This window comes from Anderseniella sp. Alg231-50, from assembly GCF_900149695.1.
Taxonomy (GTDB): domain Bacteria; phylum Pseudomonadota; class Alphaproteobacteria; order Rhizobiales; family Aestuariivirgaceae; genus Anderseniella.
This window is the reverse complement of sequence record NZ_LT703003.1, coordinates 1,019,335-1,045,739: the sequence shown is the minus strand read 5'-3', so window position 1 is coordinate 1,045,739 and position 26,405 is coordinate 1,019,335. Positions and strand designations below refer to the sequence as shown.

General features: G+C 57.2%; 33 protein-coding genes. 20 read left to right on the top strand and 13 right to left on the bottom strand.

All coding sequences use genetic code 11. The features are described from left to right. Window positions 1-23: 23 nt before the first annotated feature. Together DHN55_RS04975 and hemE are read right to left on the bottom strand one after the other, a co-directional pair. Window positions 24-458, bottom strand: a complete 435-nt coding sequence (locus DHN55_RS04975) for a CopD family protein (RefSeq protein WP_108880247.1) — start codon at window positions 456-458, stop codon at window positions 24-26. Beyond that, on the bottom strand, window positions 455-1,504 hold the full coding sequence (gene hemE / locus DHN55_RS04970) for a uroporphyrinogen decarboxylase (RefSeq protein WP_337659929.1): 1,050 nt from the start codon (window positions 1,502-1,504) through the stop codon (window positions 455-457). Before hemE ends, DHN55_RS04975 begins: the two co-directional genes overlap by 4 nt. Before the next feature lie 382 nt (window positions 1,505-1,886). Between hemE and DHN55_RS04965 the strand changes: the two genes are divergently transcribed. From DHN55_RS04965 to dnaQ, 5 genes are read left to right on the top strand one after another with little or no spacing between them, the layout of a single operon-like run. Continuing rightward, window positions 1,887-2,720: a pyruvate, phosphate dikinase/phosphoenolpyruvate synthase regulator gene (locus DHN55_RS04965; RefSeq protein WP_108880246.1), complete on the top strand. Its 834-nt coding sequence runs from the start codon at window positions 1,887-1,889 to the stop codon at window positions 2,718-2,720. Window positions 2,721-2,736: 16 nt separating this feature from the next. Further along, window positions 2,737-3,327, top strand: a complete 591-nt coding sequence (locus tag DHN55_RS04960; protein WP_108880245.1) for a Maf family protein — start codon at window positions 2,737-2,739, stop codon at window positions 3,325-3,327. Next, window positions 3,324-4,172 carry a shikimate dehydrogenase gene (locus DHN55_RS04955; protein WP_108880244.1) on the top strand — a complete coding sequence of 283 codons (849 nt, stop codon included), beginning with the start codon at window positions 3,324-3,326 and terminating at the stop codon, window positions 4,170-4,172. Before DHN55_RS04960 ends, DHN55_RS04955 begins: the two co-directional genes overlap by 4 nt. Continuing rightward, a complete protein-coding gene (gene coaE, locus DHN55_RS04950; protein ID WP_108880243.1) occupies window positions 4,165-4,782 on the top strand; it encodes a dephospho-CoA kinase in 618 nt (205 codons plus the stop codon). The genes DHN55_RS04955 and coaE overlap by 8 nt, the downstream gene beginning before the upstream one ends. 1 nt (window position 4,783) lies before the next feature. After that, window positions 4,784-5,482, top strand: a complete 699-nt coding sequence (gene dnaQ / locus DHN55_RS04945) for a DNA polymerase III subunit epsilon (protein WP_108880242.1) — start codon at window positions 4,784-4,786, stop codon at window positions 5,480-5,482. A 41-nt stretch (window positions 5,483-5,523) separates the two neighbouring features. Here the strand turns inward: dnaQ and secB are convergent, their stop codons facing one another. Both secB and DHN55_RS04935 read right to left on the bottom strand, forming a co-directional pair. Continuing rightward, window positions 5,524-6,057 (bottom strand): protein-export chaperone SecB, encoded by a 534-nt coding sequence (gene secB, locus DHN55_RS04940; RefSeq protein ID WP_108880241.1) that lies wholly within the window; start codon window positions 6,055-6,057, stop codon window positions 5,524-5,526. Between the two features lie 125 nt (window positions 6,058-6,182). After that, window positions 6,183-6,689, bottom strand: a complete 507-nt coding sequence (locus tag DHN55_RS04935) for an FxsA family protein (RefSeq protein ID WP_108880240.1) — start codon at window positions 6,687-6,689, stop codon at window positions 6,183-6,185. Between the two features lie 182 nt (window positions 6,690-6,871). Here DHN55_RS04935 and DHN55_RS04930 point away from each other — a divergent pair, with 182 nt between their 5' ends. From DHN55_RS04930 to DHN55_RS04915, 4 genes are read left to right on the top strand one after another with little or no spacing between them, the layout of a single operon-like run. Continuing rightward, complete coding sequence (locus DHN55_RS04930) at window positions 6,872-7,606, top strand: Tim44/TimA family putative adaptor protein (RefSeq protein ID WP_108880239.1); 735 nt, start codon at window positions 6,872-6,874, stop codon at window positions 7,604-7,606. A 20-nt stretch (window positions 7,607-7,626) separates the two neighbouring features. Beyond that, the gene (mltA, locus tag DHN55_RS04925; protein ID WP_337659928.1) at window positions 7,627-8,790 is read left to right on the top strand and encodes a murein transglycosylase A; all 1,164 of its coding nucleotides are present in this window, start codon (window positions 7,627-7,629) and stop codon (window positions 8,788-8,790) included. Then, window positions 8,787-9,425 (top strand): Smr/MutS family protein, encoded by a 639-nt coding sequence (locus tag DHN55_RS04920; RefSeq protein ID WP_108880237.1) that lies wholly within the window; start codon window positions 8,787-8,789, stop codon window positions 9,423-9,425. Before mltA ends, DHN55_RS04920 begins: the two co-directional genes overlap by 4 nt. Further along, window positions 9,422-9,796, top strand: coding sequence for a helix-turn-helix domain-containing protein (locus DHN55_RS04915; protein ID WP_108880236.1), 375 nt, complete (start codon window positions 9,422-9,424; stop codon window positions 9,794-9,796). The genes DHN55_RS04920 and DHN55_RS04915 overlap by 4 nt, the downstream gene beginning before the upstream one ends. A gap of 98 nt (window positions 9,797-9,894) precedes the next feature. Here DHN55_RS04915 and hslU read toward each other — a convergent pair whose 3' ends face one another. Both hslU and hslV read right to left on the bottom strand, forming a co-directional pair. Continuing rightward, window positions 9,895-11,202 (bottom strand): ATP-dependent protease ATPase subunit HslU, encoded by a 1,308-nt coding sequence (hslU, locus tag DHN55_RS04910; protein ID WP_108880235.1) that lies wholly within the window; start codon window positions 11,200-11,202, stop codon window positions 9,895-9,897. A gap of 14 nt (window positions 11,203-11,216) precedes the next feature. Next, entirely contained in the window at window positions 11,217-11,777 is a 561-nt protein-coding gene (hslV, locus tag DHN55_RS04905) for an ATP-dependent protease subunit HslV (protein WP_108880234.1), read from the bottom strand. A gap of 158 nt (window positions 11,778-11,935) precedes the next feature. Here hslV and hisB point away from each other — a divergent pair, with 158 nt between their 5' ends. The 7 genes from hisB to coaA are packed head-to-tail and all read left to right on the top strand — an operon-like array spanning window position 11,936 to window position 16,442. Continuing rightward, window positions 11,936-12,535, top strand: a complete 600-nt coding sequence (gene hisB / locus DHN55_RS04900) for an imidazoleglycerol-phosphate dehydratase HisB (RefSeq protein ID WP_108880233.1) — start codon at window positions 11,936-11,938, stop codon at window positions 12,533-12,535. Between the two features lie 4 nt (window positions 12,536-12,539). Further along, window positions 12,540-12,938, top strand: a complete 399-nt coding sequence (locus tag DHN55_RS04895; protein WP_108880232.1) for a DUF2628 domain-containing protein — start codon at window positions 12,540-12,542, stop codon at window positions 12,936-12,938. Window positions 12,939-12,945: 7 nt separating this feature from the next. After that, a complete protein-coding gene (gene hisH, locus DHN55_RS04890; protein WP_108880231.1) occupies window positions 12,946-13,596 on the top strand; it encodes an imidazole glycerol phosphate synthase subunit HisH in 651 nt (216 codons plus the stop codon). Window positions 13,597-13,611: 15 nt separating this feature from the next. Continuing rightward, the gene (hisA, locus tag DHN55_RS04885; RefSeq protein ID WP_108880230.1) at window positions 13,612-14,349 is read left to right on the top strand and encodes a 1-(5-phosphoribosyl)-5-[(5-phosphoribosylamino)methylideneamino]imidazole-4-carboxamide isomerase; all 738 of its coding nucleotides are present in this window, start codon (window positions 13,612-13,614) and stop codon (window positions 14,347-14,349) included. Beyond that, window positions 14,342-15,115 carry an imidazole glycerol phosphate synthase subunit HisF gene (gene hisF, locus DHN55_RS04880; RefSeq protein WP_108880229.1) on the top strand — a complete coding sequence of 258 codons (774 nt, stop codon included), beginning with the start codon at window positions 14,342-14,344 and terminating at the stop codon, window positions 15,113-15,115. The genes hisA and hisF overlap by 8 nt, the downstream gene beginning before the upstream one ends. 27 nt (window positions 15,116-15,142) lie before the next feature. Next, window positions 15,143-15,481 carry a phosphoribosyl-ATP diphosphatase gene (locus DHN55_RS04875; RefSeq protein WP_108880228.1) on the top strand — a complete coding sequence of 113 codons (339 nt, stop codon included), beginning with the start codon at window positions 15,143-15,145 and terminating at the stop codon, window positions 15,479-15,481. Window positions 15,482-15,491: 10 nt separating this feature from the next. Next, a complete protein-coding gene (coaA, locus tag DHN55_RS04870) occupies window positions 15,492-16,442 on the top strand; it encodes a type I pantothenate kinase (RefSeq protein WP_337659927.1) in 951 nt (316 codons plus the stop codon). Here coaA and DHN55_RS04865 read toward each other — a convergent pair. Further along, window positions 16,439-17,416 (bottom strand): PfkB family carbohydrate kinase, encoded by a 978-nt coding sequence (locus DHN55_RS04865; protein ID WP_108880227.1) that lies wholly within the window; start codon window positions 17,414-17,416, stop codon window positions 16,439-16,441. The two genes, coaA and DHN55_RS04865, sit on opposite strands and share 4 nt — an antisense overlap. Before the next feature lie 141 nt (window positions 17,417-17,557). Between DHN55_RS04865 and DHN55_RS04860 the strand changes: the two genes are divergently transcribed. After that, a complete protein-coding gene (locus DHN55_RS04860) occupies window positions 17,558-18,226 on the top strand; it encodes an EI24 domain-containing protein (protein WP_337659926.1) in 669 nt (222 codons plus the stop codon). Window positions 18,227-18,231: 5 nt separating this feature from the next. On the opposite strand, the gene nth is transcribed toward DHN55_RS04860, so the two are convergent. Then, window positions 18,232-18,882, bottom strand: coding sequence for an endonuclease III (gene nth, locus DHN55_RS04855; protein WP_108880226.1), 651 nt, complete (start codon window positions 18,880-18,882; stop codon window positions 18,232-18,234). 113 nt (window positions 18,883-18,995) lie between these two features. Between nth and DHN55_RS04850 the strand changes: the two genes are divergently transcribed. Next, on the top strand, window positions 18,996-19,463 hold the full coding sequence (locus tag DHN55_RS04850) for a DUF2244 domain-containing protein (RefSeq protein ID WP_337659925.1): 468 nt from the start codon (window positions 18,996-18,998) through the stop codon (window positions 19,461-19,463). A gap of 88 nt (window positions 19,464-19,551) precedes the next feature. Further along, on the top strand, window positions 19,552-20,406 hold the full coding sequence (locus DHN55_RS04845; protein WP_108880224.1) for a methylated-DNA--[protein]-cysteine S-methyltransferase: 855 nt from the start codon (window positions 19,552-19,554) through the stop codon (window positions 20,404-20,406). Window positions 20,407-20,428: 22 nt separating this feature from the next. On the opposite strand, the gene DHN55_RS04840 is transcribed toward DHN55_RS04845, so the two are convergent. Together DHN55_RS04840 and dapB are read right to left on the bottom strand one after the other, a co-directional pair. Beyond that, window positions 20,429-21,049, bottom strand: a complete 621-nt coding sequence (locus tag DHN55_RS04840) for a 2,3-bisphosphoglycerate-dependent phosphoglycerate mutase (protein ID WP_108880223.1) — start codon at window positions 21,047-21,049, stop codon at window positions 20,429-20,431. A gap of 36 nt (window positions 21,050-21,085) precedes the next feature. Further along, entirely contained in the window at window positions 21,086-21,889 is an 804-nt protein-coding gene (gene dapB, locus DHN55_RS04835) for a 4-hydroxy-tetrahydrodipicolinate reductase (protein WP_108880222.1), read from the bottom strand. Window positions 21,890-22,128: 239 nt separating this feature from the next. Here dapB and DHN55_RS04830 point away from each other — a divergent pair, with 239 nt between their 5' ends. After that, window positions 22,129-22,551 (top strand): SRPBCC family protein, encoded by a 423-nt coding sequence (locus DHN55_RS04830; RefSeq protein ID WP_108880221.1) that lies wholly within the window; start codon window positions 22,129-22,131, stop codon window positions 22,549-22,551. 107 nt (window positions 22,552-22,658) lie between these two features. Here DHN55_RS04830 and DHN55_RS04825 read toward each other — a convergent pair whose 3' ends face one another. From DHN55_RS04825 to dnaK, 3 genes are all read right to left on the bottom strand, one after another. After that, complete coding sequence (locus tag DHN55_RS04825) at window positions 22,659-22,946, bottom strand: DUF1330 domain-containing protein (RefSeq protein ID WP_108880220.1); 288 nt, start codon at window positions 22,944-22,946, stop codon at window positions 22,659-22,661. Between the two features lie 67 nt (window positions 22,947-23,013). Beyond that, complete coding sequence (gene dnaJ / locus DHN55_RS04820; protein WP_108881713.1) at window positions 23,014-24,168, bottom strand: molecular chaperone DnaJ; 1,155 nt, start codon at window positions 24,166-24,168, stop codon at window positions 23,014-23,016. A 140-nt stretch (window positions 24,169-24,308) separates the two neighbouring features. After that, complete coding sequence (dnaK, locus tag DHN55_RS04815; protein WP_108881712.1) at window positions 24,309-26,234, bottom strand: molecular chaperone DnaK; 1,926 nt, start codon at window positions 26,232-26,234, stop codon at window positions 24,309-24,311. Window positions 26,235-26,405 lie beyond the last annotated feature (171 nt).

Below are 26,405 nucleotides of genomic sequence, written 5' to 3'. Positions count from 1 at the left end.
ACATCAAAATACTCACAATCGCATTACAGAAACGGTTTCACGACCACGAGGCAGATAATGCCGATCATCAGCAGGGTCGGGACTTCGTTGATAAAACGAAAAGCCCTGGCCGCCATGACATTCTTGTCCGCTGCAAAGATCTTGACCTGGCCGGCCAGCCAGAAATGTGCACCTGACATCGCCAGTACCAATATGATTTTCAACACGAACCAGAACGGCAACTCGCTCCACAATCCCTGCAGCGCACCCAGCCATATGCCGAAGACCCAGCTGACAATCATGGCCGGTGTCATAATCGCTTTCAGCAATCGCCGTTCCATCACCTTGAGTGTCTCGGACAACTCACCGCCTTTTCCCGCATCGGCATGATAGACCATCAGCCGCGGCAGGTAGAGCAGGCCGGCCATCCATGAAATCACGGCCAGCAGGTGAACAACCTTGACCCATTCGTAGGTCATGCTTTAGCGGCCCCGTCGAATTCACGAATAAAGGACACAAGTTCACCGACATGCTCCGGGGGAGTTTCCTTTCTTATCCCGTGGCCAAGATTGAAAATGTGCCTGTCCATCGGCAGGTCCTGCAAAATCAGCCGCGTTGCATTCAACATGCCATCACCGCCGCCAATCAGCGAGAGGGGGTCGAGATTGCCCTGCACAATGCAATGTTCAATCAGGTTGTCCCTGGCCCATTTTGTATTGACCGGCCATTCGATGCTGACGCCGTCAACCTCACTGGCTGCAATAAAATCTGTCTGGGACACTCCGACGCCACGAGCAAAACCGATCACCGGTACATGAGGATATCGCTTCTTCAGTTCAGACCGGATCGCTGCAATCGGAGCGAAACAATATCGCTGCAGCAAGTCACCGCTCAGATCCCCCGACCAGGTATCAAAAATCTGCAGGACCTCGGCCCCGGCTTCCACCTGGCATGACAGGTATTCAATGGAGGAAACCACCAGCTTGTCGATCAGTTCGTTCAGCCAGGCCTCATCTGCAAAAGCTGCCAACCGTGATGCAGCCCGCTCCACCGATGTACCGCCTTCAATCATATAGGTGGCAACCGTCCACGGCGCCCCGCAAAACCCGATCAGCGTCTTGTCACTGTCAAGGCTTGACCTGATTGCAGACACTGCATCATAGACCGGAGACAGCGTCTTGTTGAGTTCATCGATGTCACTCGCCAGCTGGCCAACGTCGGATACCGAACCGATCTTTCTCAGAACCGGTCCCTCGTTCTCGCGGAAGTCCAGGTCACAACCCATCGCCTGCGGGATCAGCAGGATATCTGCAAACAGGATTGCCGCATCCAGATCAAAACGGCGCAATGGCTGCAATGTCACTTCGCAAGCCAACTCCGGCGTGTAGCAGAGGTTCAGAAAACCGCCTGCTGATTGCCTGACTTCCCGATACTCCGGCAGATAGCGTCCTGCCTGCCTCATAAGCCAGACAGGACGGCGTGATGGAGACAAACCTGTAAGGGTATCCAGTAACGGCTTGCTCAATCTCTTAATCCTTCTCTCAAACAATCTATATCTTTAGGTGTTGATGATGTTGTGCTGTGGATAGCAAAAATGAATCTTCTTCAACAGCGGTCACGTAGACACAGTTATTCGTCTACGCAAATCACATAAATTTTTTCCATCATTTCCATATATTTAACTAGCTGATATCAAAGCATAAATAGAAGCAGAAAATATTTTCTGCACAATTTGATCACCATCAAAATCGATAAGCCTGATGTTATCCTCACTGCTATTCACAGTTGACAATTGTCTGCACTGCAATCGGTATCCTGAACAAAACAACCGGTATGTGGACCAAACCAGCCGGCCGGGAATTCAGCTTCCCCTTTTCCACAATTCATAAACACGCTATGCCCGGCTTATGAAAACCACAGCCAAACAATATTTCCATATGCATATGGTTTCCGATGCGACCGGCGAAACCCTCAACACCGTGGCCCGGGCCGCCACCGCCTATTATGCCGGCTACCAGCCGATCGAACACATCTACACCCTGGTCCGGACATCCAAGCAGCTGGACCGGATGATTGTCGAGGTGGAAAAACAACCCGGCATCGTGCTGTACACGATTGCCGACGCCAGGCTGAAAGCTGAAATAGAACAACGTTGCGAAGCGCTGTCCATTCCGTGCATCTCGATCCTCGATCCGGTTATCGCCAGTCTCGCAACTTACCTGAACGCGAAGTCCAAACCTCACATCGGCGGGCAGCATGTTCTCAACGCGGAGTACTTCCAGCGGATTGATGCACTGAACTATACCATGGCGCATGATGACGGCCAGATGACACAGGATCTGGACTCCGCAGATGTTGTGTTGCTGGGCGTAAGCCGGTCGTCGAAGACACCGACCAGTATCTACCTGGCCAATCGTGGCATCAAGACGGCCAATATACCCCTTGTGCCGGGTATCCCGACGCCGCCGGGATTGAGCAAGCTGAAACATCCCTTGATTGTCGGGCTGATCGCCAGTGCCGACCGCATTTCCCAGATTCGCCGCCATCGGCTGCTGACGCTGAATGAAGGCCGCGATACATCTTATGTAGATCGCAAGGCGATCACCGAGGAACTGCTGGCAATGCGAAAACTATGCAGTGCGAACAACTGGCCCATTATCGATGTCACACGCCGGTCCATTGAAGAAACAGCCGCAGCTGTCATGAACCTGATGGCAGAGCCGACCACCAGTACAGAATGAACCGGGGTCGAGACAAATGAAACTGATCCTGGCATCAAACAGTGCGGCACGCCGGCAGATGCTGGCCAATGCGGGCTATGACTTTGAGGCAACGGCTGCCGGCATCGATGAGGCCGTGCTTAAAACAGCCCACCTGGAATCAGGCTTGCCCGTCGATGACCTGGCCCTTGTGCTGGCCAACGCCAAAGCACAGGCGGTCAGTGAAAACCACCCCGCCGACCTGGTGATTGGGTCGGACCAGGTCTTGGTGTGTGACGGCAAGGTTTTCACAAAGGTAAATGACTTGCCTCAGGCTGCGCAGCAACTCGCGACACTACAGGGAAAAACCCACATGCTGATGTCAGCCGTAGCATGCTGGCGGAATAGCAGGCAGGTATTCGAGACGTCAGAGACCGCCAGTATGAGCATGTTTCGACTCACTGCTGAGGATATAGAGGCCTATCTGGCCGCTGCCGGGTCATCAATCCTGGGATCTGTGGGATGTTATCAGATAGAAGGCCAAGGTATCCGGTTGTTTGAAGACATCCGCGGATCTCATTTCACCATTATGGGGATGCCACTGACCCCGCTCGTTAAATTTCTCAAGACTCAGGCCAACTTGCAATGAACCCGACAACAACCAACGGTGTCTGTATTCTGGGACACGGCATCACTTATTCTCGATCGCCAATGATTCATAACTACTGGATCAAAAAGTATGGAGTCGATTCCAGGTACGGTATCTGCGACATGCCCGCAGAAGACCTGCCTGACTTTCTTGATGCCATCCGGCAGGGAAAATCAGCCGGGTGCAATGTCACCACGCCGTACAAGCAGGCGGTCATTCCATTTCTAGATGCCATTGATGACACCGCCTCGGCCATTGGCAGCGTCAATACCATTTATCGCCGCGACGGCCAGCTCAGGGGAACCTCGACCGATGGTGCCGGGTATGTTGGTCATCTCAAAAACATTCACCCGGACCTGCAGTTGAAAGGCGCCGAAGTGCTTATCCTGGGTGCCGGCGGCGCCGCCCGCGCCATTGCCGACGCGTTGCTGCAGAGCGGATGCTCGGTGATCTACATCGCCAATCGGACATTACAGAAGGCGCGCGAGATAGCCGCCTTTCAACCAGACACAATCAAGCCGGTTGCATGGGATGATGTACAGTCAACCGCCGGGCTTGTGGATGTACTTGTGAACACCACCTCGCTCGGAATGGTCGGCCGGCAGCCGCTGGTGTTTCCGCTTGACGGGACCCGGCCGGGCTGCGTTGTCAGCGACATAGTCTATGCGCCGCTGGAAACCGAATTGCTGGCTCAGGCCCGACGTCTTGGGCGGCCGGTTCTGGACGGGCTTGGCATGTTGCTGCACCAGGCAGTGCCGGGGTTTCAGTTGTGGTTCGGTATCGAACCCCAGGTGACCGGCGAATTGCGGGCGCTGATTGAACAGGACTTGAAGTCTCATGGCTGACGGGTCCGTTTTCAAGGCAGCACTTACAGGCTCGATCGCCATGGGCAAGTCGACAGTTGCGGTCATGCTGCGCGACGCAGGTGTTGCGGTATTTGATGCCGATGCCGTCGTCCATCGGCTGTATGCCAAAAATGGCGGAGCCGTTGAACCCGTGGGCCGGTTGTTTCCATCGGTTGTCAGGAATGGTGCGATCGATCGTGTGGCGCTTTCAAAACAGGTACTCAACAACACGCAGGCAATGAAACAGCTGGAAGCGATTGTTCATCCCCTGGTTCGCCGCGAGCAGGACGCATTCCTGGAAACAGTAAAATCTTCTGAAAAGAGCATCGCCGTGTTTGACATACCGCTGCTGTTTGAAACCGGGCGGGCGGCAGAATTTGACGCTGTCCTGGTTGTCTCAGCGCCTTATGAAGTCCAGCGTGCCCGGGCGTTGGCCAGGCCGGACATGAGCGAAGAAAAATTTGAAGCCATACTGGCCAGGCAGGTTCCCGATGAGGAAAAACGCGCTGCTGCCAGCCACATAATTTCCACAGATGTGCCGATGGATGATACACGCGCCCGGGTTCTTGCTATTGTGAGTGAGCTTCAATCACTTGCCGGAGAGCGATGATATGCGTGAAATCGTGATGGATACCGAAACCACGGGCCTCGATCCGTTCACCGGTCATCGCATTGTGGAAATCGGAGCTGTTGAACTTCTCAATCATATCCCGACCGGCACTGTCTATCATCAGTACATCAATCCGCAGCGGGATATGCCCGAAGAGGCGTTCAATGTGCACGGGTTGTCAGAGGAGTTTCTGGGTTCAAAGCCGGTCTTCGCAGACATCGCGCAGGATTTTCTCAAATTCATCGATGACGGCATTCTGATCATTCACAATGCGCCGTTCGACATGAAATTCCTCAATGCCGAATTTTCCTGGATTGATACCGAACAGCTTTCAATGGACCGGGTGATCGATACGCTGGCCCTTGCCCGCAAACGCTATCCGATGGGCCCGAACAGCCTTGATGCACTGTGCCGGCGCTACGGCATCGACAACTCCAGGCGCGACAAGCACGGCGCGCTACTGGATTCCGAACTGCTGGCCGACGTCTACATGGAGCTGATCGGTGGTCGCCAGACCATGTTGGGCCTGACCAGTGATACCGATCAGGTCGAAAAGAAGGTTGAAGTTGGCCAAACCCAGGTAAGCGCCCGTTCGGCACCGCTTCCCGGTCGGCTGAGCCAGGCAGAAATTGATGCCCACAACGAAATGGTTGCCGGTCTTGGGGAAAAGGCGTTGTGGCGAAGTGCCGGCAGCAACTAGCGCGCGACACATCTCACCACAGCAATAAGATTTACCTTGATCTAGGCATCCGCATTTGCAGCTTCCGCCGCAATGCGCTGCTGATACATGGCTGCAAAGTCAATCGGATCCAGCATCAGTGGCGGAAAGCCGCCATTGCGGGTCACGTCGGCGACGATCTGCCTGGCAAACGGGAAGATCATGCGCGGACATTCAACCAGGACAATCGGGTGCAGGGCATCCTGCGGGATGTTCTCCAGCCGGAAAATGCCCGCATAAAGCAGCTCGGTGGCGAAAACCACCTTGTCCTTGTTCATCGCCTTGGCATCGAGATGCAGTTCAACTTCAAAGTCTGTTTCGGCCAGGGGCTTGGCATTCACATTTACGGATATGTTGATTTCCGGTTGGCCTTCCTGGCCGGCCAGCGAGCGCGGTGCGTCCGGGTTTTCAAACGAAAGATCCTTCACATACTGGCCAAGTATCTTCATCGATGGCGCAGCGCCTTGCGTGGACCCATTGCTGCCGCTAGCTTCCGGTAATGCTGTTTGCGCTGCAGGTGCCGCCTTCTTGCTTGCCTTCTTTGCCGCTTTTGCCATGTTCAATCTGCCCTCTGAGTCATAAAGTCGAATTTGTTACAGACCGCGTGGCTATCACGGCATCTGCATTCGTGCAAGTTATCATGCTGCCCGGCAAAAGTCCGGTGTGGTCTTTATCGCGGGCATTATTGTTTACGTAACGTATTGCCGGGTTTTTCCGCGCCGTTTCCAGTCGCCTCGTCGATCTCCACCGCTTCAATATCAATAACGGTTCCGCCCGGCTGGTTGCTGCCGCCGCTCGTATGTGTGGATGACCACTGTGTCGATGTGACAACATTGGGTTCGATCAATTTCCAGATTTTCGCTGCCAGCAGCTCTCGAACCGGAGGTATCAGCAGGGCAAACCCGAGTGTATCTGTCGCAAATCCGGGCGTAAGCAATAGCACACCCGCGATCAGGACAAACAGGCCCTGCGCCAACGCAGCCACCGGCATTTCTCCGCGATTGGCTGAATTCTGCACTTTACGAATAACATCAATGCCCTGGCTGCGTACAAGCATGGTGCCTGCAATGGCGGTCAGTATGATAAGCCCCAGCGTCGCGGCCACCCCAATATAGGAGCCGACCTGCAAAAACAGCCCGATCTCCACAATCGGGACTACAACAAAGGCTAGAAACAGAATAAATCGCATTGGTAATCACACTTGATCGCTATGAACCGCAAATTCCGGTGTTTGGTGGACTGTCAGGCATGATCACAATGCCGCAGCATTGTACCTTTGTACAATCAGCACTTATATATAACAGTATGTAAATCATTTGCAGGCGTCATTGCCGCCGGCACACCAACCAACGACAGGAACTGGCAAACGCTATGAATCAGGTCTTTGACCCTTTCAATATTATCATTCTCGCAGTGGCTGTAATCATCTTCTTCCGTCTGCGCGCCGTGCTCGGTACCCGGACCGGCAACGAAAAGCCGTTCGACCCGTTCGCCGGTGAAAACGATGATGCACAAGCCTCATCCCAGGATAATGTGGTGCCGTTGCCAGGCCGAAACAAGCCGACCGCGATCAATCCACCCGATTCTGATCACGACGACGATGACGATGAAGACGAGCGCAAGCCTGTCTGGCAGGGCTTTGCCAGAAAGGGTTCAGCTGTCGCAAAAGGCATTGAGAACCTGGTCAAGGCCGACAATGACTTCTCGCCCGGTGAATTTCTCGGCGGCGCGCGCATGGCCTATGAAATGATCGTCAATGCTTTTGCCGAAGGCGACAAGCAGGCCTTGAAACCCCTGTTGTCCAGGGAGGTTTATGACGGGTTTGCAGCCGCGATTGACGACCGCAAGAAGTTGCAGCACACGCTGGAATCGAAATTTGTCGGTATCAACAAGGCTGACATCAGCAAAATCAGTATTGCCGGCGGCGACGCGCAGGTCAGTATCAAGTTCGTCAGCGACCTGATTACCGCGACACTTGATGAGGAGGGCAGGGTGATCGACGGTGACCCATCCGAGATCCAGGAAATCACAGACGTGTGGACCTTTGAGCGCCCTGTCAATTCACGCGATCCAAACTGGCGCCTGGTCGCCACTGAGGCTGACTGAGAATTGGGATGCGTGCCGCAATGCGCTGCAAACAGCTTGTCATTGCCCTGTTGGCCATCATGATGTCCGTCGCGGGCGCACAGCCGGCGCTGGCGTTGCGGCTTGAACAGGTGTCGTTCGACAATCTGCCGGGATGGCAGCAGGACGATCACAGCGCCGCTCTTCAGGTGTTTGTAGCTGCATGCGGTGAATTGACCACCAGCGCTATCGGATTTGCCCGCAAGGCGCAATTGTCCGGCAGTCGCCGGGACTGGCTGACCGTGTGCAGGCAGGCAAAGCGGGCAGGCTTCTCGCCAGGGGCTGCCCGAAGGTTTTTCGAGGACAACCTGGTTGCGTTGAACGTCAGTGACGTCAATGGCCAGTTTACCGGCTATTTCGAACCTGAAGTTGAAGGCAGCAGGTCCAGAAGCCGGGAGTTCAGCGTTCCGGTTCTCGCCAGGCCGGACGATCTGGTCAAACTCTCCAAATCCGCCGCCGCCAGGCTGGGCGTTGCGTATGGCCGGGTTGCCAATGGCGTGGCGCAGCCATACTTCACCCGTCGACAGATTGAACAGGGTCAGCTGGCATCGCGAAACCTTGAATTGCTGTATCTGAAATCCTGGGCCGACCTGTTCTTCATGCAGATACAGGGATCCGGCCGGGTACGGCTGCGCGAAGGCGGTAGTGCGCGTCTTGGCTACGCGGCGAAGACCGGCTTGCCCTATACGGCAATCGGCAAGGTTCTCATCGACCGACGGCAAATGACCCGCGAAGAGATGTCCATGCAGGCATTACGGGCCTGGCTGAAAAACAACCCCGACCAGGCGCGCCAGGTCATGTGGGAAAACAAGTCCTATGTGTTTTTCCGGGAATTGCCGGACACCGGCTCCGGACCGATTGGTGCCCAGCAATTGCCGCTCACGCCATTACGGTCGCTGGCAGTCGATCGGCGCTTCTGGGCGCTTGGCGTTCCGCTATGGGTGTCGACGACGGTCTATGCCAATGGACGCCTTGTAGTTTTCGACCGGCTGATGGTCGCCCAGGATACCGGATCGGCCATCAGGGGAGCAGCCCGCGGCGACGTGTTCATGGGAAGCGGGCGCCAGGCGGGCCTTGATGCGGGCGGGATGGATCAGGCCGGAGACCTGACGGCTCTCGTGCCGCGTGCTTTGGCAACCCGGCTGCTACGGAAACACGGCAGATGAAAAAATCCGGCAGGACCACACACGGCTCCCGCGCCGGCCAGTTGAGAGACGATGATCACGAGGTCTGGGAACAGGTTACCCGGACCGTCAAGCCACTCAACAGACTGCCCTATGTAAGGCCGGTGACGGAAGCCAAGCCGGCACTACCGGTTGCACAATATGAGCGAACCGGAAAGCCTGTATCCAAACCCGCAGATCCGGTCCGCAAGGCCGCCCGCGCCATTGCCAGGCAGGCAATTCAGTCGCAATTGCACAACAACCTGGACAGGCGGCACAAACAGAAACTGTCGCGCGGCAATGTCGATATTGATGCGCGACTGGATTTGCACGGTCACTCCGTGGAGCGGGCGCGGATGGCGCTGTTGGGGTTTTTGCAGTCATCGCGTGAGCGTGGTGATCGTAATGTGCTGGTCATTACCGGCAAGGGTGCATCTCCGTTCACCCGGCATACATTGCATTCGGCGGACGTCTTTCAGGCGCCGGAACGTCAGGGGCGGTTGCGAGCCGAGTTTCCACGCTGGATGCAGCAGCGGGAATTTTCATCCCACATTGTCGGGTTTCAGCCGGCGCATCCACGCCACGGCGGCGGCGGTGCTTTTTATGTCCGCCTGAAGCGGAAGGCTGGCCGGTCATGACGCCGTTTGGACAAAAGATTCGCGCCTTGCGAAAAGAACGCGGCGTCACCATGAAGCAGATGGCGCAGGCCATCGGTGTCAGTGCGCCGTATCTGTCGGCACTTGAAAACGGCAAGCGCGGCCTGCCCAGCTGGTACCTGGTTCAGCGTATCATTGCCTATTTCAACATCATCTGGGACGAGGCGGAAGATATTGCCGAACTGGCGCGCCTGTCACACCCGCGTGCCGTCATTGACACATCCGGCCTGTCGCCCAGGGCAACCGAGCTCGCCAACCGTCTTGCAGACAGCATTTCGCGGCTGAGCGAAGACGACCTGCAACGGCATTTGCTATTGCTCGACCAGGCCGATCCCTCAGACGAAAAATCCTAGATCAGTATGGTTATTGATTGAAGCAATCAAAAACCATGAAACTGATCGCTTCCAAAGTGCTGGAGCAACTTTATGGGTTCAATTGAACCCATGTTGTTCTAGAGAATAAACTTCGACAAATCCGTGTCGCGGGCCAGATCGCCGATGTTCTTTTCGACAAAGGCGCGATCAAGAACGACGGTCTCTCCACCCCGGTCGGTGGCCGTGTAGCTTATCTCTTCAAGCACCCGTTCCATGATCGTCTGCAGGCGGCGTGCACCGATGTTTTCCACTGACGAGTTTACTTCCGCCGCGATGTCGGCCAGTGCCTCCACCCCGTCATCGCTGACTTCCAGGGTCAGGTTTTCCGTGGCCATCAGCGCAATGTACTGTTTGACCAGGCTAGCCTCGGGTTCCACCAGAATGCGCACGAAATCATCGCGGTTCAGCGCCTTCAGTTCCACCCGGATCGGCAGCCTGCCCTGCAGTTCCGGCAGCAGGTCAGACGGCTTGGCGACATGAAACGCGCCTGAGGCGATGAACAGGATATGGTCGGTCTTGACCGGCCCGTGCTTGGTGCTGACGGTAGTGCCTTCAATGAGTGGCAGCAGATCGCGCTGCACCCCTTCGCGACTGACATCCGCTCCCTGCCGGTCTGCCCTGGCCGTGACCTTGTCGATCTCGTCCAGGAACACGATGCCGTTGTTCTCAACGGCTTCGATGGCCTCACTGGTGATCTGCTCCTGGTCAATGAGCTTGTCGGATTCTTCCGGCATCAGGATGTCATGGCTTTCACGTACGGTAGTACGCCGGGTTTTGGTCCGTCCACCCAGTGCCTTGCCCAGCATGTCGGAAAGATTGACCATGCCGACCGATGAACCCGGCATGCCGGGGATGTCCATTGTCGGCATGCCGGAACTGTTGTCGACGACCTCGAGCTCGATTTCCTTGTCGTCCAGCTCGCCGCTGCGCAGTTTGGCCCGGAAACTGTCGCGCGTGCCCTTTGAGGCATTCGGTCCCACCAGTGCATCAAGCACCCGGTTTTCAGCGTTGGCCTGGGCGTTTGCCTCAACATCCTTGCGCCGTGTTTCGCGTGCAAGGCCGATGCCGACTTCAACAAGGTCACGGACAATCTGTTCAACGTCGCGGCCGACATAGCCCACTTCGGTAAACTTGGTGGCCTCCACCTTGATGAACGGCGCATTGGCCAGCTTTGCCAGGCGTCTTGCAATCTCGGTCTTGCCGACGCCGGTAGGGCCGATCATCAGAATGTTCTTCGGCATTACTTCGTCGCGCAGGTCGGCATCTAGCTGCTTGCGGCGCCAGCGATTGCGCAACGCGATGGCAACCATGCGCTTTGCGTCCTGCTGACCGACAATATGCCGGTCAAGCTCCGATACGATCTCGCGTGGAGAGAAGTCAGTCATGGTGTTGAAATTTCCTACTTGTCTTTGCCGAGTGTCTCGACCGTCACGTTTTCATTGGTGAAAACACAAATATCGGCAGCAATTTTCATGGCCCGCCGGGCAATTTGTTCGGCATCCATGTCGCTGTCTGCAAGCGCGCGTGCGGCGGCCAGGGCATAATTGCCGCCGGAGCCGATAGCGATGATGCCGTTTTCCGGTTCAAGCACGTCGCCGGTACCGGTGAGCACCAGGCTGGTTTCCCGGTCAGCGACGATCATCATGGCTTCCAGCCGGCGCAGATACCTGTCGGTACGCCAGTCCTTGGCCAGTTCCACGCACGCCCTGGTCAACTGGTTGGGGTACTGTTCGAGTTTGGCCTCAAGCCGTTCGAACAACGTCATGGCATCGGCCGTTGCACCGGCAAACCCGGCAATGACGTCTCCCTTGCCCAATGGCCGCACCTTGCGGGCATTTGACTTGATCACCGTGTTGGACAGGCTGACCTGGCCGTCGCCGGCAACCACCACCAAATCGCCCTTGCGGACGGTAACAATTGTGGTTCCATGCCACAGGCTGGCATCAGTGTTATGTGTCATAAATCAACTTTCAGTTGCATGTCTGGTAGTTATCTGGGAACTGCTTATGGCCAATAAAAGACCCTGCCCGGTTAATCAAGCCATGGTTGGGGCCTTGCGTCGCTGTCGCAGCCTGCTAAAAGTCAGCGCGAACAGGCGCACCACGACGGAAGTTAACCATGCGAAAAGCCAGTATAGCACGCAAGACCAATGAGACCGATGTCAGCGTTGAGGTTAACCTTGATGGAACCGGTAAACGTTCGATTGCGACCGGCATAGGCTTTCTCGATCACATGCTCGACCAGCTGTCGCGTCATTCGTTGATCGATATGACCATCAAGACTGTCGGTGACCTGCATATCGACATGCATCACACCGCCGAAGATACCGGTATTGCGCTGGGCCAGGCCATATCGAAGGCTTTGGGCGACCGCCGCGGTATCCGCCGGTATGGCCACTGCTATCTGGCTATGGACGAGGCACTGTCACGCGCCAGCATCGATGTCTCTGGCAGGCCGTTTCTGGTATGGCGTACCGAGTTCAGCGCCGACAAGGTCGGCGAAGTGGACACCGAACTGTTCCGCGAGTTCTTCCAGGCTTTTGCCCACAATGCCGGTATGACCTTGCACGTTGAAACCCTGTATGGTGTCAACAATCACCATATTGCGGAAAGCTGCTTCAAGGCTGTTGCGCGTGCGCTGCGGGACTGCCTTGAAATTGACCCGCGCATGCCCGACGTTGTTCCTTCGACCAAGGGAACGCTGGGCGGAGAAGAGTGATGCCATGCTGACTTATACTGCCCACAGTAAACAGGACCCGCCGCAACAGGACCACGCGGAAGACACCAAGGGCGTTGTCTTCGTCAAGGACGGGTTTTCCTGGCCAGCGTTCTTCATACCGTTTTTCTGGATGTTGTGGCATCGCCTGTGGTTGCCGCTTGTCGGCTACCTGGTCGCAGTCGGCCTGGTTGTGCTGGCCGGATATGCATTTTCCTGGCCTGACAACCTGACCAGCGGCATGGGCATTCTGGTCAATCTGTTTGCCGGTCTTGAAGGCAACAATTTCCGGCGCCGGGCGCTGGCCAAACGGGGCTTCGAAGAAGTTGCCGATATTGTCGCTGGCAACGGAGAAGAAGCTTCCTACCGGTTTTTCACTGCACGGCTTTCAGATCAGAACGGATAGATGAGGCATGCGGGTTGCTATCATTGATTACGGCTCAGGTAACCTGCGCTCGGCCCAGAAGTCGTTCGAGCGGGCAGCGTCTACGCTTGATAACTCTGCCAGCATTGAACTGGTTGACACACCGGAACAACTGGCCGGTGCCGACAGGGTAGTGCTGCCGGGCGTCGGCGCCTACCGCGATTGCCACGACGGCATTCATGCCATTGACGGCATGTGGCAGGCCATTGAGGAACACTGCACCGCTAGAGCCCGGCCCTTCCTTGGGATTTGCGTCGGCATGCAGTTGATGGCCACGCGCGGTCTTGAACATACTGTGACACCGGGTTTCGGCTGGATAAAGGGCGAGGTTGACCGGATTGACGTTGGCGACGCCGACCTCAAGATTCCGCACATGGGCTGGAACACGCTGGATGTTACGCAACCGCACGCGCTGTTGAGCGGTATCGAAACCGGCTCCGGCGGCCAGCACGCCTATTTCGTGCATTCCTACCACCTGCGCGCCGACAAGGATGCGGATGTTGTTGCGACAGCCCGGTACGGAGAGCCGATCACGGCAGTGGTTGCAAACGGCAATATGGCGGGAACGCAGTTCCATCCGGAAAAGAGCCAGACGCTTGGCCTGGCCTTTATCTCCAATTTTCTCACCTGGGCTCCTTAGAGGAACACCTGATCGATGATTCTTTTTCCTGCGATTGACCTCAAGGATGGCCAGTGTGTCCGCCTGAAACTGGGCGATATGGAACAGGCGACGGTATTTGCCGACGATCCCGCCGCCCAGGCCCGGACGTTCCAGGCGCAAGGGTTCGAATACCTGCATCTGGTGGACCTTAACGGTGCTTTTGCCGGCACCTCGGTCAACGGTGACGCCGTTGAGGCGATATTGGACGCCGTTTCCATTCCGGTTCAGCTTGGCGGCGGCATCCGTGATCTGGATGCGATTGCCGGCTGGCTTGACAAGGGTATTGCCCGGGTCATTCTGGGCACGCTCGCGGTTCGTGATCCTGAACTGGTGCGTCGGGCCTGCAGGGAATTTCCCGGACGCGTTGCGGTCGGTATTGACGCCAAGGGTGGTCACGTCGCGGTTGAGGGCTGGGCGGAAAGTTCCACCTTGAGTGTTCTCGACCTGGCGTCCAAGTTTGAGGACGCCGGTGTTGCCGCCATCATCTACACCGACATCGATCGTGACGGCATTCTGGCTGGTTTGAACATAACGTCCACGCTGGAACTGGCGGCCGCAACCAGCATTCCGGTCATTGCCAGCGGTGGATTGGCGTCCATGGAAGATATCAACCGTTTGACACAGGAAGATTGTGCCGTGCTGGAAGGCGCGATCAGCGGGCGTGCCTTGTATGACGGCCGCATTGACCCTGCACTGGCATTGCAGACCCTGAAAGGTGCAGCTCATGCTTAAGGCCCGCATTATCCCCTGCCTCGACGTGAAGGACGGCCGGGTTGTCAAAGGGGTCAATTTTGTCGATCTGCGCGATGCCGGCGATCCGGTGCAGATCGCCAGGGCCTACGACGCGGCCGGCGCCGATGAATTGTGTTTTCTGGACATCACCGCCAGCCATGAAAACCGGAGCATTATTTTTGATGTTGTGCGGCAGACCGCTGAACAGTGTTTCATGCCGCTGACCGTGGGCGGCGGTGTTCGTACAACCGATGACATCCGCAAACTGCTGCTGGCCGGCGCCGACAAGGTGTCGATCAACACCGCGGCGGTGAAGGATCCGGATTTTGTCGCCGAAGCAGCCCGCAAGTTCGGCTCGCAGTGCATTGTAGTGGCCGTTGATGCCAAACGGGTGAGCGCCGACGACGAACCGCTGCGCTGGGAAATCTTCACCCATGGCGGGCGCGAACCGACCGGCATCGATGCGATTGAGTTTTGCCGCAAAGTGGTCGCGCTGGGCGCCGGCGAGATCCTGCTGACCTCGATGGACCGGGACGGCACCGGTGACGGATTTGACATCGAACTCACCCGGGCCGTGTCGCGTGCCGTCAATGTGCCGGTTATCGCGTCCGGCGGTGTCGGATCCCTGCAGCATCTGGTTGACGGCATCAAGCAGGCCGAGGCCAGTGCCGTGCTTGCCGCCTCGATTTTTCATTTCGGAACCCACACGATTTCCGAAGCCAAGCAATTCATGGCACAACAGGGAGTGCCGGTGCGACTGGCATAGACGCCCGCACGGGAACTGGAGATGACAATGCAGACGCTGGACAAGTTGCAGACACTGGCCCGCCTGGAGGCAATCATTGCGTCACGGGCTGCTGCGGCCGATGGAGAAAACTCCTACACTGCGGGACTGCTGGCCGCCGGACCGGAAAAATGCGCCCGCAAATTCGGTGAAGAAGCCATTGAACTGATACTTGCATCGCAAGGCAGGGATGCAAATCACACAACAGCGGAAGCAGCCGATGTGGTGTATCATATGCTCGTGCTCTTGAAGGCGACGGGCATTTCGCTGGAACAGGTGATGGACGAACTGGATAGCCGGTTCTCGCAAAGCGGTCTGGAAGAAAAGGCATCCCGCAATCCGGGTTGATATGATTGCCATGGATCAGAACACATCACGGCTTTCTCCGTATCGGATCTTTACACGAACCGAATGGGCGAAACTCCGCGCCGATACGCCGCTGACCCTGACGGCTGCCGAGGTCGAGGAACTGCGCGGTGTAAATGATCGCGTGAACCTGGATGAAGTGGTGGCCATCTACCTGCCGTTGTCGCGCTTGCTGAACCTCTATGTCGCGGCCAGCCAGGACCTGTTTTCGGTGACGCAGAACTTTCTCGGCGGCAACAATCACAAGGTTCCCTATATTATCGGCATTGCCGGCAGTGTGGCCGGCGGCAAGAGCACGACCGCCAGGATCCTGCGCGGGCTGCTGGCGCGCTGGCCCAATCATCCGAAAGTGGCGCTCCTGCCGACAGACGGGTTTCTGCTGCCCAATGCCGTGCTGGAACGTGAAGGCCTGATGAACCGTAAAGGCTTTCCCGAAAGCTATGACCTGCCTGTTCTCTTGAAGTTCCTGTCGGACATCAAGGCCGGCAACCACAATGTGCGCGCACCGGTCTACTCGCACTTCAGCTATGACATTGAACCGGGCAAGCACATTACCATTGACCAGCCGGACATACTGATTGTCGAGGGTCTCAACGTATTGCAGACAGGCCGGCCACCACGTGACGGCAAGGCCATACCGTACGTGTCGGACTATTTTGACTTCTCGATCTTCATCGATGCCGATGAAAACGATTTGCGCACCTGGTACGTCAACAGGTTCTTCTCGTTTCGTGAAACCGCATTTGCGGATCCCAAGTCATACTTTCACAGGTATTCGAAACTGTCGGATGTGGAAGCCCAGGAAACCGCCACCCGCATCTGGGAAACCGTCAACCTGGCAAACTTGCGCGAAAATGTGCTGCCGACGCGACAGCGTGCCGACCTGATATTGCGCAAGGGCCCGGATCACCTGATCAATTCTGTCTACCTGCGCAAGCTCTAGACCAGGGATCTGAGGTCCACCTGCGGTCTCGCGCCGATATGCGAGATGATTTCAGCTGCTGCCACATGTCCAAGCCGGGCACATTCTGCCACCGGTTTGTTGTGAGCCTGCCCGAACAGAAACCCGGAAGCGTACAGGTCACCGGCACCGGTGGTATCCACTACCTGGCTGACCGGTTGTGCGGCGACTTCCGTTACCGTGCTTCCGCTCACAATGGCGCTGCCTTTTTCCGACCGCGTGATGGCCGCCAGCGAGCAATCCTGCGCCACCGCCGACATGGCCTCCTGCAGGCTTGATGTTTCGTACAGCGAGAGGATTTCCGCCTCGTTGGCGAACAGGATATCGACGCCGTCGCGGATCAGGGACAGGAAGCTTTCGCGATGCCGGTCCACGCAAAACGAATCCGACAGGGTAAGAGCCACCTGGCGCTGGTTTTCCGAAGCCAGTTGTGCGGCCTTTCTGAACGCATCCTTGGCGTTGGGCCGGTCCCAGAGATAGCCTTCCAGGTAGGTGATGGTGGCGGACGCCACTTCGTTTTCGCTGACATCGTCCGGACCCAGCATGGCACAGGCGCCCAGATAGGTGGACATGGTTCGTTGCCCGTCCGGCGTCACGATCACGATACAGCGCGCCGTCTGCGGTCCGCCATCGAGAGCAGGTGTGTCGAAACTTACCCCGGCTGCGCGAATGTCATGGGCGAACACATCACCGATCTGGTCGGTCGCGACCTTGCCGATGTATCCGGCCGATCCGCCCAGTGAGGTAACGCCTGCAATCGTGTTTGCAGCGGACCCGCCGGAAATCTCGGTGGCCGGTCCGATCTTGTCATACAGGGACAGGGCGCCATCTTCATCGATCAGCAGCATCGAACCCTTTTCCAGGGCGTTGTCGTCGAGAAATGCGTCGTCATGGCGGGCGATCACATCGACAATCGCGTTGCCAATTCCAAGGACATCTACATTTTTCTGCGGCATGGGTGGGTTCCTGATTCAGGTGGGATAAAGCTCGCAAGTGCATACACAAGTTTCTTGCTGCGTTGCAATCGGCACTTGCATCGCCAGCGCGATCTTCTTATTTGCCAGACACACCCGCATCTGATTTTGGATACCCGATACATGATTGCCTCAACATTCCGTGCCATGCGTGATGTTCTTTCACCTGAGTTTCGTTCGATCCTGTGGAAGGCCATTGGATTGACGCTGCTGGTGTTCGTCGGTGTGCTGGCGGCGTTATGGGTCGGCAGTGCGGCATTGCTGGTATTGCCCTGGCCGTGGCTCGACGAGGTTATTGCCGGCGCGGCAAGTCTTGTTCTGCTGGTGGTGTTTTTCTTCCTGATGGCGCCGGTAACGGCAATCTTTGCCGGACTGTTTCTGGATACCGCCGCAGACATAGTTGAAGTCCACCATTATTCCGGCGACCCCAAGGGCAATCCGCCGTCCGCATGGTCGTCGGCCCTGATGGGTCTGCAGTTCGGATTGCTGGTCCTGGCGGTCAACATACTGGTGCTGCCAACCGTGTTCTTCGGTATCGGTGTGGCCATCATGCTGATGGCCAATGCCTACCTGCTGGGACGGGAATATTTCACCATGGTCGCCATGCGGCATATGCCGAGACGGCAGGCTGCAAATTTGAGGAAGATCAATGCAGGCCGTGTCTGGGCTGCGGGGCTGGTGCCTGCCGGTCTTGCCCTGGTCCCGTTCCTGAATATCCTGGTCCCGTTGTTTTCAACGTCTTATTTCGTCCATATTTTCAAGAAGATAGCGATGGACCAGAGGACCGCATGAGTAATCTAGATACTCTTGCCCGGAAACAGGCAGAGGTCTGAAATCAGACATCTCTCACATTCAGGTTTGCGCGCCTTGCAGATATAGCGTCCATGCAGGATCAGCCAGTGATGGGCATGCAGCATGTAGGCTTTCGGCACCCGCTTTAGCAGGCCCTGCTCAACGGCAAGCACTGTCTTTCCCGGCGCCAGGCCGACCCGGTTGGCCAGCCTGAACAAATGCGTGTCGATCGCGATGGTGGGTTGTCCGAAACAATTGTTCAAAACCACGTTGGCGGTTTTTCTGCCGACCCCGGGCAGGGCTTCCAGCGCTTCCCGGTTATCCGGAACCTGGCTGTCATGCTTCTCCACCAGGTCGCGCGACAGCGCGATGACGTTCTTTGCCTTGTTTCGATAAAGCCCGATGGTGCGAATGTGCTCGCGCACTTTGTCTTCGCCAAGCGCCAGCATTTTTTCAGGTGTGTCGGCAGCCTGGAAAAGGCCGCGGGTGGCCTTGTTGACACCCTCGTCCGTGGCTTGTGCCGACAGCACCACCGCCACCAGGAAGGTGAAGGTGTTGACCGACATCAGTTCACCCACGGGATCCGGGTTGTCTTCGGCGAACCGCTGGAATACCTGCTCCATTTCTGCGGCATTGAGTTTCTTGCGCCGTGCCATCAAAAAATGCTCTCCTTGTGTTGCATGAAACGCGTCCGGTCATGATTGATCCAAAGCCACGCTCACATCGTGAGACATGCAGCACCTCAATTGAACTCAACCGGGAAACACCAGTGCAGTCAGCTCCTATTACCATTGAACTGTATCCTTATCGATCCCTGTCGCGGAAGGGTTTCATCATTTTGATGTCCTGTATCGCCGCGGTCAGTTTCATTGCCGGGCTGGCCTTCCTGCTGATGGGCGCGTGGCCGGTGTTCGGTTTCTTCGGGCTTGACGTGGCGCTGATCTGGTGGGCGATAAAGCGCAATTACCGTGATGCGGAATGCCAGGAGAATATCTGCATCAGCGATGCGGAAGTGACCATTACCAGGATGAAGGCGCGCAAACCCGATCAGACCCAGAAGCTTGTCCGGGCATGGGCAAAGGTTCGCCTGGAGGAGGATGCCGAGCGCGAGCTGATCGGTCGCCTGTTTCTGTCGTCACGCGAAATGGTGACGGAGGTCGGCAGTTTTCTGGCCCCTTACGACCGGAAGTCCCTGGCGATAACACTGAAAGAAATACTCGCCCGGCCGCGTATTTGACCCTGATCGTCCGTAAAACGGGTGGCTGCGCGGGTCCGGAAGACCTATTATCGCTGACAGTGAAATAATAACTTCAGGATCGCTTGTCATGTTACAGACCGTCCAGACCAATGATTATGAGCTTGTCCGCCGCACCATCGAGTTTGTGTCGGAACACTGGATCGATCATCCCTCGCTGGATGAGATCGCCGGCAATGTCGGAGCCAGCCCCGATTCGGTTCAGCGCAGTTTCTCGCGCTGGGCAGGCTTGACGCCGAAATCGTTCATGCAGGCCATTACCATCGACCGCGCCAGGCAGCTGTTGCAGGACTCGGCAACCGTGCTGGATACGGCATACGAGGTTGGCCTGTCCGGTGCCGGAAGGCTGCACGACCTGTTCGTAACTCATGAGGGCATGCCGCCGGGAGTGTACCGGGCCAAGGGCGCCGGCCTGACCATCACCTGGGGGTGCCATGCGTCACCGTTCGGGACCGCAGTGGTGCTGACCACCTTGCATGGCCTGGCAGGCCTGGCATTTGCAGATGAAGGTGGAGAAATGACGGCCTTCGAGGATATGGCCAGGCGCTGGCCGAACGCCGAATATGTGCGCGATGACAAGGCAACCGCCGCCATGGCCAAGCGCATCTTCGACCGCAATGAATGGCGCCCGGATCAACCCTTGCGCATTGTCATGATCGGCACTGATTTCGAGGTGCGTGTCTGGGAAACCCTGTTGCGTATTCCGCTGGGCTCGGCGACCACCTATTCCGACGTGGCCGACACAATCGGCAAGCCCAAGGCGGTTCGCGCCGTCGGCACCGCGGTCGGCAAGAATCCGATATCATTTGTGGTTCCGTGTCATCGGGTGCTGGGCAAGTCAGGCGGCCTGTGCGGCTATCACTGGGGTCTGACGCGCAAGAAGGCGATCCTCGGCTGGGAAGCCGGCGCGGCCGGCAACGCCTGACCCAAAGCCGTTGGCGATGGCGTCAGTGTTCCAGCACTTGTGAACTGGCAATGGTGCCGTTGGCGTTCAGCCTGTAGATGATCGGCACGCCTGTTGCGATCTCGCGCTTCAGGATTGTCTCCGGGCTCAGGCCTTCCAGCGCCATCACCAGCGCCCGCAGGGAATTGCCGTGTGCGGCGACGATGATGGTTTTGCCGTCAAGCACGTGCGGCTGGATTGCCTTCATGTAATAGGGCAGGGAGCGCGCCAGGGTATCGCGCAGGCTCTCGCCGCCGGGTGGCTGAACATCATAAGACCGGCGCCAGATGTGCACCTGCTCCTCACCCCACTTCTTGCGCGCGTCATCCTTGTTCAGTCCTGTCAGGTCACCGTAGTCGCGCTCGTTCAGGGCCTGGTCGCGGGTGGTCGGCAAGTCGGTCTGCCCCAGTTCTTCCAGCATGATGTCAAGCGTGCGCTGGGCCCGGTCCAGGACGCTGGTGAAGGCAAGGTCGAACACCAGCCCTTCAGCCTTCAGGTTGCGGCCTGCCGTATGGGCTTCCTCGACACCCTTGTCCGTCAGGCCGGGGTTTTCCCAGCCGGTGAACAGGTTCTTCAGGTTCCATTCGCTTTGTCCGTGCCGGACGAGCACAAGAGTTCCACTCATGTGAAGTATCGCCTTCTGGTTGGGGTCTGGTTGAAATCAGTCAATGCCGAGTACATCCGTCATCGAGTATAGCCCGGGTTTCTGATCATGGGCCCATAACGCCGCCTTGATGGCGCCATTGGCAAAAATCTCGCGCGATTCGGCCTTGTGGGACAACTCAATGCGTTCGGACTGCCCGGCAAAAACCACGGAGTGATCTCCGACCACACTGCCGCCGCGCAAGGTGGCAAATCCGATGTCACCGTCCTTGCGGGCACCTGTGTGGCCGTCACGGCTGCGCACCGAGTGTCCGGCAAGGTCAATCTTTCGGCCCTCCGCCGCGGCGTTGCCAAGCAGCAGGGCGGTTCCAGACGGCGCATCGACCTTGTGGCGATGGTGCATCTCGACAACTTCGATATCGAAACTCTCGTCAAGCGATGCGGCGACCTGCCTGACGATAGCTGCCAGCAGGTTCACGCCGAGGCTCATATTACCGGACTTGACGATGCGCGCGTGCCGCGATGCCGCCTCTATGGCCGCCTCATCCGTCGTGCTGAGGCCGGTGGTGCCGATGACGTGGACGATCCGGGCCTGTGCCGCGACACCGGCCAGTGCAACGCTCGCTGCGGGTAAGGTGAAGTCGATTATCGCATCGGCCTTCACCAGTACCGAAAGCGGGTCATCGGAGATCAGCGTGCCGATGTCGCCCAATCCGGCGACGGCGCCCTGGTCCTTGCCGACAACAGGCGAGCCCTTTGGTTCGAGGCCGCCGGCGACTTCACAGGAAGGGTGCGCATGGATGAGCCGGGTCAGTGTCTGGCCCATGCGCCCGCCGGCACCTGCAACAACAAGCTTGAGCATTTTTCTATAGGCCCGTTCATTGGAATTGGACTGTCTGCAATGTGATAACAGCGAACGGAGCGGGTGCCTAGGGCCTGGTGAAAATCGAAACGGGTAAAACGGCGCGCTATGTTGCATCCAGTGCTGATCTATCGTCCTAAATCGGCCTGTTCGGCGCTAAGCTGTTGTTTGCCCAATGGACAATGACGGTGCCAGCGGGCAGACTTGCGTTATCTGATCGCTAAGGGGAATTGATTGTTATGCTGAACGTTCACGAATCTGCTGTGTTGAGTACCGGTGCTGCCGAGGTTTGGGCCGCAATCAGTGAATTCGGAAATCTTGCCGAGTGGCATCCTGCGGCTGTGACTTCGACGATTGAGACACGCGGCGACGATACCGTACGTGTCATCAACATTTCAGGTGGCGGTGTTTTGACGGAAAAGCTGGAAGCTCACGATGATGCGGCGATGAGCCAGAGCTATTCAATCATCGACGGTCCCTTGCCGGTTGCCGATTATCATTCGACCATCAAGGTGACAGCCGGTAACGACGGCAAATGTACTGTTGACTGGACCGGCAAGTTCAACGCTGACGGGGCGGACGATGAAACGGCGTCAAAGGTAATTTCCGGCATCTATACGGCCGGCCTGTCGGCACTGACAAAGCGTTTCGGGCAGGCATAGATCAGGATGATTTTTGGTTGAATCAACCAAAAAACATAAACCTGATCGCTTTTGAAGTGTTGGAGCAACTTTATGGTTTCAGGTGAAACCATGTTGCTCTAGGCGTTCTAGACGCCTTCGACGATCACAATATCCGCTTCACCGGCTCCCAGGCGCTTGGCACGGGCGGCCTGGTATTCGTCGCTGTTGAAGCAGTCGATCGCATCCTGGTAGCTGTCGAATTCAATGACTACATTTCGAGCCTTGCCGGTGCCTTCCATCTGGGAGTGCTGACCGCCGCGGGCCAGCATGCGGGCATTGTATTTCTTGAACGCCTCAGGAGCCGCGTCGGCATAGTGCTTGTACTGGTCAGGGTCGCTGACGGTGACGTGTGCAATCCAGTATGCCTTGGCCATGAAGGCTTCTCCTTGATAGGTTCAGGTTTGATCAAATCGGGATCGGCGGTTGTCCAGGCTTCAGGCCCTAGCTGCCGAAACTATCCCAGAATGAACGCGCTTTGGTAAAAAACCCTGCCGACTGCGGAGAGTTGTCCTTGCCCTGGCTTTCGAAATCCCGCAGCAGATCCTTTTGCTTGCGGGACAGGTTTACCGGTGTTTCGACGCTCACCTGAATATACATGTCGCCATGCTGGCTTGAACGCAGCACCGGCATGCCCTTGCCCTTGAGGCGGAACTGCTTGCCGCCCTGGGTGCCTTCGGGAATGGTCACGCGCGCCTTCTTGCCGTCAATGGTCGGCACTTCGATTTCACCGCCAAGAGCAGCTGATGTCATGGAGATCGGTACGCGCGAAAACAGGTCGGCCCCGTCACGCTGGAAGAACTCGTGCTGCTTGATTGCCAGGAAGATGTAGAGGTCACCGGCAGGACCGCCCCGCACGCCACTTTCGCCTTCATTGGCGAGGCGGATGCGCGTGCCGTCTTCCACACCGGCGGGAATGTTCACCGACAGGGTGCGCTCTTTCTGAACCCGGCCCTGGCCGGAGCAATTGGTGCATGGATCGGATATGACAGTTCCCCGGCCCTGGCATGTCGGGCAGGCACGCTCCACCGTAAAGAAACCGGATGATGACCTGACGGCGCCCTGGCCGTTACAGGTCGAACAGGTGCTTGGGTTGGTGCCCGGCTTGGCCCCGCTGCCGGAGCAGGTCTCGCACGACACCGAGGTCGGCACCCGGATTTGCGCCGACTTGCCGGCATAGGCATCGGTCAGCGAGATTTCCATGTCGTAGCGCAGGTCCGAACCGCGCGCGGCACTGCTGCCGCCACGCCCGCCGGGACGCCTGCCGCCACCGCCGCCGCCCATGAACTCGCCGAACAGGTCCTCGAAAATATCGGACATGGAGGATGAAAACTCCGGGCCGAACCCGGGACCGCCCGCACCACCGCGGCCGTCTTCGAAAGCGGCGTGGCCGAAGCGGTCATAGGCAGCACGCTTTTGCGGCTCCTTCAGGACCTCGTAGGCTTCGCTGGCTTCCTTGAATTTTTGTTCCGCCGAACTGTCATCCGGATTGGCGTCGGGATGATACTGCTTCGCCATTTTGCGAAAAGCGCTTTTCAGCTCCTTGTCATCGGCGGTTTTGCCGACGCCCAGTACCTCGTAATAATCTCGTTTCGCCATTTTATACTCAGCCTGCTTGCTGCTTGTCAGGAGGACCATCGCGGGACTGTGCTGATAAAGCAACTACCGCGGCGCGTCATCCCAAATGCACTCTGGAGCCAAGCGGGGCTCCAGAGCGATTTATTATGACTTTGCCGTCTTTAGGACGCCTTCTTGTCGTCCTCGTCGTCCTGGACTTCTTCAAAGTCCGCGTCGACGATATCTTCTTCCGGCGTGCCACCGTCTTCACCGGCCTCGCTGTCACCTTCTGCAGCTGCCTCGGCCTGAGCCTGGTACATGGCTTCACCAAGCTTCATGGCAGCCTGCGACAGTGAATTGGTCTTGGTCTGGATGTCCTCGACACTATCGCCTTCCAGCGCTGACTTGAGATCGTCGATGGCCGCGGTGACGGCAGACTTGTCGGCGTCCGAGATCTTGTCGCCGTGTTCGGACAAGGATTTCTCGGTGGAGTGGATCAGGGCTTCGCCATGATTCTTGGCTTCCACCATTTCCTTGTTCTTCTTGTCTTCCTCGGCGTGGCTTTCGGCATCCTGGACCATTTGTTCGACTTCATCATCCGACAGGCCGCCAGATGCCTGAATGCGAATCTGCTGTTCCTTGTTGGTTGCCTTGTCCTTGGCCGACACATTGACGATACCGTTGGCATCGATGTCGAATGTCACCTCGATCTGCGGTACGCCGCGCGGTGCGGTCGGAATGCCCATCAGGTCGAAATTGCCCAGCATCTTGTTGTGCTGCGCCATTTCGCGTTCACCCTGGAACACCCGGATGGTCACGGCAGTCTGGTTGTCGTCTGCGGTCGAGAACACCTGGCTCTTCTTGGTCGGGATCGTCGTATTGCGATCAATCAGTCGCGTGAACACGCCGCCCAGGGTTTCGATGCCCAGCGACAATGGCGTCACGTCGAGCAGCAATACGTCCTTGACTTCACCCTGCAGCACGCCCGCCTGAATGGCGGCGCCGATAGCCACAACTTCATCCGGGTTCACACCCTTGTGCGGCTCCTTGCCGAAGAACGACTTAACAGTGTCGATGACTTTCGGCATGCGGGTCATACCGCCGACAAGCACCACTTCATCAATGTCGGAAGCTTTCAGGCCGGCATCCTTGAGAGCCGACTTGCACGGTTCAACGGTGCGCTGGATGAGGTCATCCACAAGCGATTCCAGCTTGGCGCGGGTCATTTTCAGGGTCAGGTGCTTCGGACCGGATGCATCTGCGGTGATGAACGGCAGGTTGATTTCGGTCTGGGTACCGGACGAAAGCTCGATCTTGGCTTTTTCAGCCGCTTCCTTCAGACGCTGGAGCGCCAGCTTGTCGGAGCGCAGATCAATGCTGTTTTCTTTTTTGAATTCGTCGGCGAGGTAGTCGACGATGCGCATGTCAAAGTCTTCACCGCCAAGGAATGTGTCACCATTGGTGGACTTTACCTCGAACACGCCGTCACCGATTTCCAGGATGGATACGTCGAACGTGCCGCCGCCAAGGTCATACACGGCAATGATGCCGGCATCTTTTTTGTCGAGACCGTAAGCAAGTGCTGCAGCGGTCGGCTCGTTGATGATGCGCAGGACTTCAAGCCCGGCGATCTTGCCGGCATCCTTCGTGGCCTGGCGCTGGCTGTCATTGAAGTAGGCAGGGCACGTGATAACGGCCTGGGTAACGCTTTCGCCCAGATGGCGCTCAGCGGTTTCCTTCATTTTCTGAAGCGTCATGGCGGAAATCTGCGAGGGTGCGAATTTCTTGCCCAGGGACTCAACCCACGCATCGCCATTGTCAGCCTTGACGATGCTGTAGGGAACCAGCTTCTTGTCCTTTTCGACCATCGGGTCATCCATGCGCCGTCCGATCAGGCGCTTGATGGCGAAGAATGTATTTTCCGGGTTTGTAACACCCTGGCGCTTGGCCGGCTGGCCTACAAGCGTCTCGTCATCACCAGTGAAGGCAACGATGGAAGGTGTGGTACGCGCACCTTCTGCATTTTCTACTACTTTCGGGCTTCCGCCCTCCATGACCGCAACACACGAATTTGTGGTTCCAAGGTCAATTCCGATTACCTTACCCATTATGCCCTCCATTAGGCCGTCTGTTGCCATGCCCTTTATAATCGGCGCATGGGTATCCGGTCGCGCCGGTAACAGACTCCAGTTGCTCCTGACTTTCCGGACGTCGCCAGCCTTGCGGCAATCACGGCGTTACGTTCGGCGTTCGAAACGCTATATAGTGAGGCTTGGCGC

Bases quoted from the DNA above. Each gene is read 5' to 3' on its own strand.
- DHN55_RS04975 (WP_108880247.1), bottom strand. From the start codon at position 458: ATGACCTACGAATGGGTCAAGGTTGTTCACCTGCTGGCCGTGATTTCA.
- DHN55_RS04965 (WP_108880246.1), top strand. From the start codon at position 1,887: ATGAAAACCACAGCCAAACAATATTTCCATATGCATATGGTTTCCGAT.
- DHN55_RS04960 (WP_108880245.1), top strand. From the start codon at position 2,737: ATGAAACTGATCCTGGCATCAAACAGTGCGGCACGCCGGCAGATGCTG.
- DHN55_RS04955 (WP_108880244.1), top strand. From the start codon at position 3,324: ATGAACCCGACAACAACCAACGGTGTCTGTATTCTGGGACACGGCATC.
- coaE (WP_108880243.1), top strand. From the start codon at position 4,165: ATGGCTGACGGGTCCGTTTTCAAGGCAGCACTTACAGGCTCGATCGCC.
- dnaQ (WP_108880242.1), top strand. From the start codon at position 4,784: ATGCGTGAAATCGTGATGGATACCGAAACCACGGGCCTCGATCCGTTC.
- secB (WP_108880241.1), bottom strand. From the start codon at position 6,057: ATGGCAAAAGCGGCAAAGAAGGCAAGCAAGAAGGCGGCACCTGCAGCG.
- DHN55_RS04935 (WP_108880240.1), bottom strand. From the start codon at position 6,689: ATGCGATTTATTCTGTTTCTAGCCTTTGTTGTAGTCCCGATTGTGGAG.
- DHN55_RS04930 (WP_108880239.1), top strand. From the start codon at position 6,872: ATGAATCAGGTCTTTGACCCTTTCAATATTATCATTCTCGCAGTGGCT.
- mltA (WP_337659928.1), top strand. From the start codon at position 7,627: ATGCGCTGCAAACAGCTTGTCATTGCCCTGTTGGCCATCATGATGTCC.
- DHN55_RS04920 (WP_108880237.1), top strand. From the start codon at position 8,787: ATGAAAAAATCCGGCAGGACCACACACGGCTCCCGCGCCGGCCAGTTG.
- DHN55_RS04915 (WP_108880236.1), top strand. From the start codon at position 9,422: ATGACGCCGTTTGGACAAAAGATTCGCGCCTTGCGAAAAGAACGCGGC.
- hslU (WP_108880235.1), bottom strand. From the start codon at position 11,202: ATGACTGACTTCTCTCCACGCGAGATCGTATCGGAGCTTGACCGGCAT.
- hslV (WP_108880234.1), bottom strand. From the start codon at position 11,777: ATGACACATAACACTGATGCCAGCCTGTGGCATGGAACCACAATTGTT.
- hisB (WP_108880233.1), top strand. From the start codon at position 11,936: ATGCGAAAAGCCAGTATAGCACGCAAGACCAATGAGACCGATGTCAGC.
- DHN55_RS04895 (WP_108880232.1), top strand. From the start codon at position 12,540: ATGCTGACTTATACTGCCCACAGTAAACAGGACCCGCCGCAACAGGAC.
- hisH (WP_108880231.1), top strand. From the start codon at position 12,946: ATGCGGGTTGCTATCATTGATTACGGCTCAGGTAACCTGCGCTCGGCC.
- hisA (WP_108880230.1), top strand. From the start codon at position 13,612: ATGATTCTTTTTCCTGCGATTGACCTCAAGGATGGCCAGTGTGTCCGC.
- hisF (WP_108880229.1), top strand. From the start codon at position 14,342: ATGCTTAAGGCCCGCATTATCCCCTGCCTCGACGTGAAGGACGGCCGG.
- DHN55_RS04875 (WP_108880228.1), top strand. From the start codon at position 15,143: ATGCAGACGCTGGACAAGTTGCAGACACTGGCCCGCCTGGAGGCAATC.
- coaA (WP_337659927.1), top strand. From the start codon at position 15,492: ATGGATCAGAACACATCACGGCTTTCTCCGTATCGGATCTTTACACGA.
- DHN55_RS04865 (WP_108880227.1), bottom strand. From the start codon at position 17,416: ATGCCGCAGAAAAATGTAGATGTCCTTGGAATTGGCAACGCGATTGTC.
- DHN55_RS04860 (WP_337659926.1), top strand. From the start codon at position 17,558: ATGATTGCCTCAACATTCCGTGCCATGCGTGATGTTCTTTCACCTGAG.
- nth (WP_108880226.1), bottom strand. From the start codon at position 18,882: ATGGCACGGCGCAAGAAACTCAATGCCGCAGAAATGGAGCAGGTATTC.
- DHN55_RS04845 (WP_108880224.1), top strand. From the start codon at position 19,552: ATGTTACAGACCGTCCAGACCAATGATTATGAGCTTGTCCGCCGCACC.
- DHN55_RS04840 (WP_108880223.1), bottom strand. From the start codon at position 21,049: ATGAGTGGAACTCTTGTGCTCGTCCGGCACGGACAAAGCGAATGGAAC.
- dapB (WP_108880222.1), bottom strand. From the start codon at position 21,889: ATGCTCAAGCTTGTTGTTGCAGGTGCCGGCGGGCGCATGGGCCAGACA.
- DHN55_RS04830 (WP_108880221.1), top strand. From the start codon at position 22,129: ATGCTGAACGTTCACGAATCTGCTGTGTTGAGTACCGGTGCTGCCGAG.
- DHN55_RS04825 (WP_108880220.1), bottom strand. From the start codon at position 22,946: ATGGCCAAGGCATACTGGATTGCACACGTCACCGTCAGCGACCCTGAC.
- dnaJ (WP_108881713.1), bottom strand. From the start codon at position 24,168: ATGGCGAAACGAGATTATTACGAGGTACTGGGCGTCGGCAAAACCGCC.
- dnaK (WP_108881712.1), bottom strand. From the start codon at position 26,234: ATGGGTAAGGTAATCGGAATTGACCTTGGAACCACAAATTCGTGTGTT.